At 49.2% G+C, this 11,328-nt stretch carries 11 protein-coding genes; 5 read left to right on the top strand and 6 right to left on the bottom strand.

Annotated elements, in window-relative coordinates:
- Positions 1-72: 72 nt before the first annotated feature.
- From thiE to AWU77_RS02565, 4 genes are read right to left on the bottom strand one after another with little or no spacing between them, the layout of a single operon-like run.
- Positions 73-684, bottom strand: a complete 612-nt coding sequence (gene thiE / locus AWU77_RS02580; RefSeq protein WP_062058821.1) for a thiamine phosphate synthase — start codon at positions 682-684, stop codon at positions 73-75.
- A 1-nt stretch (position 685) separates the two neighbouring features.
- Entirely contained in the window at positions 686-1,108 is a 423-nt protein-coding gene (gene hemJ, locus AWU77_RS02575) for a protoporphyrinogen oxidase HemJ (RefSeq protein ID WP_062058817.1), read from the bottom strand.
- Positions 1,109-1,124: 16 nt separating this feature from the next.
- The gene (locus AWU77_RS02570) at positions 1,125-2,423 is read right to left on the bottom strand and encodes a cation:proton antiporter (protein WP_062058814.1); all 1,299 of its coding nucleotides are present in this window, start codon (positions 2,421-2,423) and stop codon (positions 1,125-1,127) included.
- A 24-nt stretch (positions 2,424-2,447) separates the two neighbouring features.
- Positions 2,448-4,238, bottom strand: a complete 1,791-nt coding sequence (locus AWU77_RS02565) for a chloride channel protein (RefSeq protein WP_238582290.1) — start codon at positions 4,236-4,238, stop codon at positions 2,448-2,450.
- Between the two features lie 176 nt (positions 4,239-4,414).
- Here AWU77_RS02565 and argC point away from each other — a divergent pair, with 176 nt between their 5' ends.
- The 4 genes from argC to erpA all read left to right on the top strand — a co-directional run bounded on the left by argC (position 4,415) and on the right by erpA (position 7,124).
- Positions 4,415-5,461: an N-acetyl-gamma-glutamyl-phosphate reductase gene (gene argC / locus AWU77_RS02560; protein WP_062058808.1), complete on the top strand. Its 1,047-nt coding sequence runs from the start codon at positions 4,415-4,417 to the stop codon at positions 5,459-5,461.
- Between the two features lie 69 nt (positions 5,462-5,530).
- Entirely contained in the window at positions 5,531-6,295 is a 765-nt protein-coding gene (locus AWU77_RS02555; RefSeq protein WP_062058805.1) for a DUF6776 family protein, read from the top strand.
- Positions 6,296-6,316: 21 nt separating this feature from the next.
- On the top strand, positions 6,317-6,697 hold the full coding sequence (locus AWU77_RS02550; protein ID WP_062058802.1) for a polymer-forming cytoskeletal protein: 381 nt from the start codon (positions 6,317-6,319) through the stop codon (positions 6,695-6,697).
- A 73-nt stretch (positions 6,698-6,770) separates the two neighbouring features.
- The gene (erpA, locus tag AWU77_RS02545) at positions 6,771-7,124 is read left to right on the top strand and encodes an iron-sulfur cluster insertion protein ErpA (protein WP_062058799.1); all 354 of its coding nucleotides are present in this window, start codon (positions 6,771-6,773) and stop codon (positions 7,122-7,124) included.
- Positions 7,125-7,149: 25 nt separating this feature from the next.
- Here the strand turns inward: erpA and AWU77_RS02540 are convergent, their stop codons facing one another.
- Complete coding sequence (locus AWU77_RS02540; RefSeq protein ID WP_062058795.1) at positions 7,150-8,268, bottom strand: anhydro-N-acetylmuramic acid kinase; 1,119 nt, start codon at positions 8,266-8,268, stop codon at positions 7,150-7,152.
- Positions 8,269-8,274: 6 nt separating this feature from the next.
- Positions 8,275-9,618 (bottom strand): peptidoglycan DD-metalloendopeptidase family protein, encoded by a 1,344-nt coding sequence (locus AWU77_RS02535; protein WP_238582289.1) that lies wholly within the window; start codon positions 9,616-9,618, stop codon positions 8,275-8,277.
- Positions 9,619-9,891: 273 nt separating this feature from the next.
- Between AWU77_RS02535 and tyrS the strand changes: the two genes are divergently transcribed.
- The gene (gene tyrS, locus AWU77_RS02530) at positions 9,892-11,199 is read left to right on the top strand and encodes a tyrosine--tRNA ligase (protein ID WP_062058792.1); all 1,308 of its coding nucleotides are present in this window, start codon (positions 9,892-9,894) and stop codon (positions 11,197-11,199) included.
- The last annotated feature ends 129 nt before the right edge of the window (positions 11,200-11,328 follow it).

Genomic DNA, 11,328 nt, shown 5'->3' with positions numbered 1-11,328 from the left:
GTTGGCGGTGAGGTACGAACCCCAACAGCGGATGCACGATCAGCATGTTGGGGTTCGTACCTCACCGCCAACCTACAATTCAATAAATTTTCTAGCTTGTGCAGTAATGTCATCGGCGGAAAATAAACTGTGACATACGGCGAGCATATCTGCTCCGGCAGCGAGTAATTGTTTGCCGTTGTCGAGTGTGATCCCACCAATTACAGCAATGGGAATTTGCCCGAATTGCGCGCGCGCTTCGCTGATTAATGAAATCGGGGCGGGACGTGCATCGGGTTTGGTGTTTGATGAAAAAAACCGACCAAAGGCAATGTAATTGGCGCTGTCTTTGATTGCTTGTTGCGCGAGTGCCAGAGAATCGTGACAGGTGACACCGATAATTGCTTGGCTGCCGAGAATAATACGTGCGGCGACGGGATTGGTATCACCTTGGCCCAGATGCACACCGTGGGCGCCAATCTCCTGAGCGAGGCTGACATCATCATTAATTAATAATTGCGCCTGATGTTGTATGCAGAGCGCCAGTAAACTTTTTGCTTCAAATAAGCGGCGGGCGTGGTCGCCGGATTTGTCGCGATATTGTACCAGCTTGCAGCCGCCGGTTAAGGCAGCGGCTACGGCGTAAAATAATTTGTCGCCGGGCAAAAGTTGGGTATCGGTAATTGCGTAGAGTTTGCTGTTCATATTAAAAGGGTTTTACCACAACTAAAATGACAATGCCGACCAACAAAAATACCGGCAGCTCGTTAAACACGCGAAAAAATCTATGACTCTTGCTGCAGCGATTATCGCGCAGTTGTTTGAAATAGGCGATGCAGGCATGGTGGTAAACGGTAAGCAGGGTTACAAGTATAATCTTGCACCAATACCAAATCTGGGTGGAGTAATAATCCCAGCCGAGCCAACTCATCCAGACACCAAAAATAAAGGTGGCGATCATCGCCGGGTTGGCGATGCCACGCAGTAATTTGCGCTCCATAATTTTAAAGCGCTCGCGGCTGATCTCATCCTCACTCATGGTGTGATAGACAAATAGCCGCGGCAAATAAAAGAGTGCGGCCATCCAGCTAATAACGGACATAATGTGAAACGCTTTGATCCAGAGCATGTGATACCTGTGCTAGCTATTTAATGGGGTGATCGGGAGTGATTTGCCCAGGCGGCGGCTCTATAGCGGTTGTATCAATTGATACGGTTGTAGTATCCGCAGGTTTTTCTTCTTGCTGAGCGGCTTGGATTTTCTTTTTATGCTGTTTGCCATAACGCACATTGCCGTAAGTTAACAAGAGTGCAGACATCAACACCAGCAACATAATCGCGCCGCTGGGGAAACTTTCAATTAACTCTGACTCGGGCAGACTGAGAATTAACAAAATAGTAATGAGCCCTTTAGGTGCAAACCAAAGCAGTGGCTCTATTTTTTTGTCGCCCGCAAAAAAATAGACTATCGCGATGCGAGGAATTAAATAACAGGCGACCAGTGCGGTCGCTAATATCCATACATGGGTATGCATTAAGTCGGAAATTAGCGTTGAGTAGCCGAGTAATACAAAAAAGAAAGTGCGAATGACAAATGTGGCTTCGGCGATTAAATGTTTAAATGTATCCAGCTCTTCACCGAAATTGTAACTGCGAATACGTCGCACCAGTGGCAGTGGTTTAACGAGGATGAAATTATTCAAAACCAAACCGACCACCATCACAATAACCAGTGGGGCTAAATGCAGTAATTTTGCACCGGCATACATGAGTGCGATACCGGCGATCATAGGTACAAAACGCACATGAGCTTCAATGCGGCTGATTAACCAATACAAAACAATGGCGGCGATAAAACCAACAACCAAACTCAACCCCACTGTGCCGACTGAAGTGAGTGCGCGCAGACCAAAGTTACCTTGCCCTTCCAGCAGCGTGTAAAACAATAACACCCCGGCGATGTCGGAAATCGAACTTTCGTAAATCACAAATTCTCGCAGTTTTGGTGAGAGTGATGCGGCAGCGGGAATGGCAACTGCGCTAGAAATAACCGCCATGGGCACTGCGTATAACCAAGACAAACGCCAATCGACAGCAAAGCTGTAGTGAATTAACGCGGCGATTAATCCGCCGGTAATTAACAGCCCCAGTAGCGAGCAAATGGTGGCGCGGGCAATAAGCCCGGAATTTTCCCGCGTGACTTTTAAGTCCAGTGCACCCTCTAACACGATTAATATCAAGCCCAAAGTGCCGATAATTGGCAATAACATATCGAGCAGGGGAATGCTGAAGCCAAAATAATCCAACACAATGCGCAGTAAAATCCCGCTAAAAATAAGCAGAACGACTGAGGGGATGCGAGAGTGGTGTGCAAAGGCATCGAACAAGTAAGAGACAATAATGATGCCGCTCAGCGCCAACAAAATCCAATTCAGCAATTCCAAATCTTTATCCTCAAATTAACAATATTAAATACGGTAGTAATTATTGATTTTGTCGCGCGTGATTATGCCTGCGACCTGCGCTTGTGATGTGGTGATATAGCCCGCTTCAACTTTTGCCGCTTCAAGTGCTTGCAGCGCTTCAAATAGGGTGGAGTCATCCGCGAGCGGGATTATATCCAGACGGCGTGCCGGTATCTCTAATAAATTGATTGTATCGCTTGCGCCGGCTTCGCCTTGCTGCGCTAAAAAAGCGGCTAAATCCTGACCGGGAATGATGTGTTTGTTATCGTCAAACACCAGCCAGTGTGGGCGATTAGCGAGCAGCGTATTTGCCTCAGCGTAAGACAAGGTGCGTGCGCAGATTTTGATATGGCGATCTAACAATTGGCGCGTGCCGGTTTTGTTGAGCAATTGTTCCGCGATTTCCGGTGTACGGAATTTGCCTTGGATTTTTAATAAGGTTTCAAATAAACCATTGCAGCGAAATGCCCAGCGGGTGGTCAGGCAGGCGATGATCACCACCAGCATGCTGGGGAAAATAATGCCGGGGTTATAGGTCAATTCGATAATCGCCATCATTGATGCAAGTGGTGCATTGAGTGTTGCGCCCATCATCGCGCCCATGCCCAGCACCACATAAAAACCAATCGGGCTGGCTGATGCGGGCATCAGGTTGTGCGCGAGTACACCTATGGCACCACCGGCGCAGGCACCTAAAAACAGCAGTGGTCCTATCACGCCGCCGGGCATGCCCACACCCAACACTGCGCTGGTCACAAAGAGTTTGGCGATGATAATGCCCAGCAGCAGCCAAAAGCCCTGTTGGCCAGCCAGCGTGCGCTCGATGGTGTCGTAGCCTATACCTAGAATCTGGGGAAAATAATAGGCGGCGCAACCTGTGACTAATCCGGCAAACGCAAAACGCAGCGCGATAGGGCGGTTGAGGGCGATGCGGCACCAAAAGGCCTGCGAGCGAATATAGAGAGCGGCGAGCAGCGCAATAAAGAAACCGGCAAGCAGGATCAGTGGCATCTCCAGCAAACCGCCCATCTCTGCGGTGAGCGGCGCAAAATTGATGACATTGCCAAACACCAAGTGGGATAAGGTCGTGCCTGCGACAGCGGCTAAAATCACCGGAATAAAACCGGCGATGCTGTACTCCATCACCACCACTTCCATGGCGAAAATCACCCCGGCCATAGGGGTATTAAAACAGGCGGCAATGGCCGCGGCGACACCGCATCCCGCTAAGGGGCGCAAGCTGTTGGTGGGCAATTTCATCCACTGTCCTAATAGACTACCGGCGCCAGCACCCATGTGTACCGCAGGCCCTTCGCGCCCGACCGATTGCCCTGTTAGTAAACAGGCGGCACCGCCAAAAAATTGCACTGCAAAGTTGCCCACGGGCATGCGCCCTTGATGATTTTGCAAGCGGTCAATGACATGCCCAACCCCGGTGCTGTGATGGCGCTTGTCGATAAACTGCAGCACTATTCCGATCAGACAGGCGCCGATCAGTGGAAGATAAAAATGTAGGCTGGGGTCTAGCGCCTCAAAATTCTCAAAGCTGTCGGGCAGCCAGTAGCCTAGCGGCACTTCGATCAGCAGGCGAAACGCAATAATAATCAGGCCAGCCAATATGCCGGTGAGTAAGCCCAGCAGCGTCAGCTGGGGCAGGGAGTCTACATCGGCTAAGCGGTCGCGGAAGGTTTCGCGCCAGTATTCCAGCCGTTGAGCGAGTGACAATTTACCTGCTATGGGTGCGGCGCTGCTGGTAGAAATGGGCGGGATATTGTCATTTGGTGTATCGGCCACGGGCATTACCTGCTTATTTGCCCTGCAAAATGGGCAGCTTTTACTTTCGATTTATGGATAAGGCTCTTATGATAGCCGTCTTTAATTTTTCCAAGTTGAATACAGCGGGCAGGATAACAGACTCAGCCCCGTTCAATTAAGCGCAATGACAGTGAACCAATCTATTGGAGGTTGAGGTGATTAAAGCAGCCATCGTTGGCGGAACCGGCTATACAGGTGTGGAACTACTCCGCTTGCTCAGTAAACATCCACAAGTAGAAGTGACGGTAATCACCTCGCGCGCCGAGGCTGGCACCAAAGTGGCAGAGATGTATCCAAGCCTGCGCGGTCATGTCGACTTGGCATTTAGCGAGCCAGATGTAGCGGTATTGGGTGAGTGCGATGTCATCTTTTTTGCTACCCCACATGGTGTGGCGCAAAACATGATGGGCGCGTTGATGAATACCAAAGCGCGCATTATCGACCTCTCGGCGGACTTTCGTATCCGCGATGTTCCGCTTTGGGAAAAATGGTACAACCAAACCCACGGCGCGCCCGATTTAGTCGCTCAAGCGGTGTATGGCTTGCCCGAGGTGAATCGCGCAGCGATTCGCACCGCCAAGCTGGTTGCTTGCCCTGGTTGTTATCCCACCGCGACGCAATTGGGTTATCTGCCCCTGATTGAAAACGGCTTGGTCGATCCGACCCGTCTGATCGCCAATGCTGCCAGCGGTGCCAGCGGTGCCGGGCGTCAGGCCAAAATCGATAATCTGTTAATGGAAATCAGCGACAGCTTTAAAGCATATGGCGTTGCTGGCCATCGCCATTTGCCTGAGATTGAGCAGGGTTTGCGCGATGTGCAGCCTGCCGGTGCCGCGCCAGTTGCCCTGACCTTTGTACCGCATTTGTTGCCGATTATTCGCGGTATTCACGCCACACTTTACGCGACATTGCTCGATGCGAACAAATTGACGGATTTGCAGTCTCTTTATGAGCAACGATACGCCAACGAGCCGTTTGTGGATGTGCTACCCGCCGGTGAATTGCCGCAAACGAGAAGTGTAAAAGGCTCAAATGTCTGCCGCATCTCGGTTTTGCGTCCTCAACAGCGCGATACTGTGGTGGTGTTATCGGTGATCGATAACCTCACCAAAGGTGCTTCAGGTCAGGCAATTCAGAATATGAACATCATGTTTGGCTTTGATGAAAAAGCCGGTTTGGATGTTGTGGCGCTGATGCCCTAACGGCTTAATGTGAAGCTCACTATGCGGGATGGCTTAATACCCCATCCCGCCAATAATAAGATGGTCGCTATGAATCCCGCTAAGGCTAAAGTAAAAGGTTCTCCTGTCTACCGCATGAAAGTGGTCCCTCATCGGCCGCTCAAAAATGCATTTATCATTTTGGCATTGTTCGTATTTGTTGGCGCTGCGCTTGTCGCTACCTACTTCTACGCCCAAGATAAAGCCAGTAGCGAGCGTCTTTCTATACAAGAAGCACAAGAGTTGCGCGCGCAGCTGGAGACACTGAATCACGAGTTGAGTGAATCAAAGCGCGAATTGGCAAAGTATCAATTAAATGCGCAGGTTGATCATCAGGCAGGAGAAGAGTTGCGTAAGCGAGTCATGGTATTGCGTGATGAAAAGGCGGCGCTGGAGCGCGATGTGCAGGTTTACCGCATTCTTACCTCGAAAAAAAGTACCAATCCCAAGGGGATAAGCTTCGGCATCTTTTCTGTATCTGCGCTAGCGGAAAATAAAAAACAATTCAAACTGGTTGTGCAAAAGCTGGCGGAAGGTGACGATGATTTTTCCGGGCAGCTGCAGGTATTGGTCGTTGGGCAGCAGGATGGTAACGAGATTAAAAAGTCCCTGCATGAACTCGTTGTGAGTAAAACCGACGCCGAATCTATGGCTGAAAATATCCCCCTCAACTTTAAGTTTTTTCAAGCTATTGAGTGCGAGATAGTGTTGCCAGATGGATTTGTTCCCGCACGGGTTGAGCTGGAAGTTAAGTCAAGCTCAGGCCGCAATCCAGTGACGGTCGAAGCAGACCTTGAATGGCCAGAAATTAAATAGCAGTTGCTAAGGAGTACCCTGATGGCATTTTCCAACAATCACACCCTTATCTCACGAGCAACCAAAGTGACGGGCGATCTTTACTTTACCGGTGAGTTGCAATTAGAGGGGAAGGTAACAGGCAATATCATCGCTGAAGATGAGAAGGATGCAAAAGTGGTGATTTCAGATACTGGCGTAGTAGAAGGGGAAATTCGAGCGCCGATTGTTATTGTGAATGGCAAAGTGCAGGGCAATATTTACTCGAGCAAGCATTTGGAGTTGGCGGCCAAAGGCAATGTGACGGGTACTGTACATTACCACTCGATTGAGATGGTTAAGGGTGCCCAAGTCAATGGCAGTATGATCAATAAGCAGCAAGAGTCAGCCAGCGTCTTGGAAATCGCGAGTGCCAAGGCTTAATAGTTGACTGTTTTACTGGGGTAAAGGGATAATAAACATCGCCCGCCGGGCTTTGTTGTTATTCGGAGTAAGTATGTCTACCGCTGAAATCTACGTCCCTCAAGTTGTCACTGTTACCGAGAGCGCTATTGCCAAGGTGCGGAGCCTGATTGAGGAGGAAGACAATCCCGATCTAAAGCTGCGAGTTTACGTCACCGGCGGCGGTTGCTCGGGTTTTCAGTATGGATTTACCTTTGATGAAGCAGTGGCTGATGATGATTCAGTAGTGGAGCGCGATGGCATTAAAGTAGTAGTGGATGCGATGAGCTATCCCTATCTGGTTGGCGCGGTGGTGAATTATGAAGAGGGCTTGCAGGGCTCCAAGTTCGTCATCCAGAATCCTAATGCATCCAGCACTTGCGGTTGTGGCTCTTCGTTTACCGTCTAATCCCACCTTAACAACCTTGCGGTATTTATCCTGCGTGGTAAATGCCGCCCAGAATCACCTCTCTTTTTGCTCCCGTTACATCGCAGATGTTTCCTGGGCGATGATGGATTGTTTGTTGCGCCAACCATGCAAATGCCATAGCTTCTATCCATTGCGGATCCAAGTCTAGCGCTGAAGTGCTTGCTATGACGTCTTTGGCTAACAGGGTTTTCAGGCGCTTCATGAGTGCAGCGTTATAAGCGCCGCCGCCGCAAACAAAAATTTCTTTTGGTGCTTGGCTGAGTAGGTCGATACTGTTTGCAATCGTTACTGCTGTTAGTTCCAGTAATGTTGCCTGAATATCAGCGGGTGATGGCGCTGGCGTGCACTTGTGTAAATTCCTCTCCAGCCATACACGATTGAAGCTTTCTCTGCCGGTGCTTTTGGGGGCTTGTAAGGTGAAATAGGGATCTGCCAAGAGCGCCGTGAGTAGTGGCACATATGGCTGACCGGTAGCTGCCCAATCACCATTTTTATCGTATGGCTTTCCCAGATGCTCTCCTATCCATGTGTCCATCAGTACATTCCCTGGGCCGGTATCAAATCCGAGTGTTTTCCCTTGTGCAGGTAACCAGGTGATGTTTGCCATGCCGCCGATATTAATAATGACGCGATCTTTATCGCGCGTATGAAAGATGGCGCGATGAAATGCGGGGACTAAAGGTGCGCCTTGTCCGCCAGCTGCCATATCGCGCCGGCGAAAGTCAGCCACTGTAGTGATGCCGGTTAATTCTGCGATTAGGTTGGGGTCGCCAATCTGCAGGGTAAACCTACCTTCAGCTGAATCTGGGGGGCGGTGACGAATGGTTTGACCGTGGCTGCCGATCGCTGCAACTTCTGCTGCATTGACCCCGGCATTGCTTAGTAGCTCCAAGCTTGCCTGGGCAAATAATCTTCCCAAGTCGGCATCAAGCGCCCCCATTCGGTCGATTTCATTCTGGCCGGGGAGTGAGAGGGCGTGAACTTGTTGCCGGATTTTAACTGGCAGGGGAATTGTGTGTCTTGCAATGAGCCGCGGAGTGGATTGCAGATCGACCAGCACTGCATCTATTGCATCAGCGCTGGTGCCCGACATCAAGCCTATGTAAAGCTGGCTCTGGGGCATGAGATGTTAGTTGCTATTGCTGCCGTTTTTGGCAACCGCCAAGCGGCTGGATGATTTGTACTGATCCAGTTTGGCAATCAATGGTCGAGTCGTTTCGTTAAATCGTGCGAGTTCGGTTTTTTCAATGCCGATAGATTTTGGAAGGGGAACCGTAACTGGGTTGCGTACTTGACCATTTAGGTGAAACTCATAGTGCAGATGGGGGCCAGATGCCAGACCAGTTGAACCTACGTAGCCAATGACATCGCCTTGGCTGACTCGCGCGCCAGTTTTCATACCTTTTGCAAAGCCATTCATGTGCCCATATAGCGTTTCAATACCTTGTCCGTGTTGGATGACAATACAATTGCCATATCCGCCTTTGCGGCCTGCAAATGCGATTTTTCCATTGCCAGTAGCGCGAATAGGTGTCCCGCGTACAGCGGCGTAATCAGTTCCTTTGTGAGCGCGAATAATGTGTAGTACTGGATGTTTGCGGCTCAAACTGAAATGGGAGCTAATGCGAGCAAACTCAATCGGTGTGCGCAGAAAGGCTTTATGCATGCCGCGCCCATCGGGGGTGTAGTAGTTGCTAGCGCCTTGTTTGTCGGTATAGCGGACTGCTTTAAAGGTTTTTCCGCCGTTAGTGAATTCGGCTGCCATGATCTTGCCGGTGCCGATTCGCTTGCCGTCGAGTAACTGCTCCTCGTACATGACTTTAAAGCTATCGCCTTTTTGAATGTCCAGTGCGAAGTCTATATCCCAACCAAAAATATTTGCCAGCTCCATTGTCAGGTTGCTAGGCATGCCCGCACGTTTACCCGCCATGTAAAGAGAGCTATCAATAGATGCTTGACGGAAGGCATACTTGATATCGGGTTTTAGAGCGATTTCTTTACCAGTAAACCCTTTTGCGCCGCGAGTGAAGTGCAGGCTATTAAGTTTATCGATTGTATAGCTCAGGCTCTGTAATTGATCGTTTTCTACCAAAAAAGCCATTTTTTGGCCCGGACGAATATTGCGTAAGTCTTTGGCATCTTTGGCGTCGCTAAACAATTCATAAATACTGCGATCGTTTAGGCCTGCGCGTTTGAACAAAATCGATAAATTGTCGCCGTTTTGTATGGTGAACTCTTTCCACTGCGGTTCGGCTGGTTCGACTTCTTGATTGTTTGTTGACTTGGGAGCTGCAGCGAGTGTTTGGATAATGGTTTCTACTGCGGGTACGGCGATTGGCGTTGCTTGAGTTTCTATGCCTTGTATTTCTAGCCCTGGGATATTCTTGCTTTGCGTGCTTACAATTGCGGAGTCTGACGGGGAGCTACTGCCTAAAATGGCTACTAATCCTGCAGATAGTGCCGCAGCGGCCATGAGGTGCCCGCGCGGCAGATGTTGAAACAGGGTCGATCGAATGATCGTGTAGTAACTTTTTATTGGAGGCATCGGAAAATATAGTCGCAATTCTTTTATAGATAAGTGATCCAAGAGACAACATTTATAGCAGAAAAAAACGCCATTAACACCCCAAAATTTCATCTTACTGCAACAAGCGCCTGGTTTTGTCTTGTAATTGGGGGAAGATGAGGTATCTTTGCGCGTTTTTGTTCCTAATCGATACATTTTTACAAGCTTGATTGGTGCGTTATGACAGCTATAGATACTAATTTCCTGCAAGAGTTGCAGGAGCGCGGGCTTATTGCTCAACTTACAGGGGGCGATGCTTTCACTGAGCACCTTAATTCCGGCAGTCGCACGCTTTATTGTGGTTTTGATCCTACTGCGGATAGTTTGCATATTGGCAGCTTGGTTCCTCTATTAATGCTGCGGCGCTTCCAGCTGGCCGGTCACAAGCCGATCGCGTTGGTGGGCGGTGCGACTGGTTTAATTGGTGATCCAAGCTTTAAAGCTCAGGAACGCAAACTCAATACATCAGATGTTGTTGCTAATTGGGTGGATAAATTAAAGAAGCAAGTTAGCCAATTTATTGATTTTGATTGCGGCAGTCAGTCTGCTGAAGTGGTTAATAATCTTGATTGGGTTGGAAAAATGGACGTGCTGAGCTTTCTTCGTGATGTAGGTAAGCATTTTTCCGTTAACAACATGATTAATAAAGAGTCCGTGAAGCAGCGTCTCGATCGTGAAGGTGAGGGCATCTCTTTCACTGAGTTCACTTATATGCTGCTGCAGTCCTATGATTTTGCCGAGCTTTATACGCGCAATAGTTGTACTTTGCAGATTGGGGGTAGCGATCAGTGGGGCAATATTACTGGCGGCACTGATCTGACTCGCCGTATGCATGGGGCGCAGGTGTTTGGCTTGACTATGCCGTTGGTAACAAAATCAGATGGCACAAAGTTTGGAAAAACGGAAACGGGTACTGTCTGGCTGGATGCGACAAAAACCTCTCCTTATGCCTTCTATCAGTTCTGGCTGAACACCGCGGATGCAGATGCCTACAAGTTCCTGCGTTACTTCACTTTTCTTTCTGTGGCGCAAATTGCTGCCATAGAAGAGGAGGATTCAGCTCGTCAAGGCAAGCCTGACGCGCAGCGCATTTTGGCAGAAGAGGTTACGCGGCTCGTTCATGGCGACTCCGGCCTGCAGGCTGCCCAACGTATCACTCAGGCGTTGTTTAGTGATGAATTGGCGGGGTTGAGCGAGTCTGACCTATTACAGTTGCAGCAAGATGGTCTTCCGTCGTCGAAATTAATTCGTGCAGATATTGTTGATATGCCGCTTACTCAGTTATTGGCTGATGCAGAGTTGGCCGCATCAGGAAAGCAAATTAAAGATGCGCTGGCTAGAAGTGCTGTTTTTATCAATGGTGCAGCCAAATCTATCGATGACAATATGCAGTCTGCTAATTGTTTTGCCTTGGGGAATTCTTTTTTCGGTCGCTTTTATATCGCCCGAGTAGGGAAAAAGAAGTATCACTTGTTTGAGGTTGTATGATTTTTGTTGTGATTGGTGATTCATTGATCTTGCGTGAATTTAAAGTGCAGTAAATTCCAAAAAGAGCTTGCGCAAGGGTGGTCGGATTCGTATAGTGCGCGCCCTTGCCGAGCTGGGGTCAGTCGCGAA

Source organism: Cellvibrio sp. OA-2007 (assembly GCF_000953825.1).
Classification (GTDB): domain Bacteria; phylum Pseudomonadota; class Gammaproteobacteria; order Pseudomonadales; family Cellvibrionaceae; genus Cellvibrio.
Note: the sequence above shows the minus strand (reverse complement) of the source record. Positions and strands in the feature narration are given on the sequence as shown.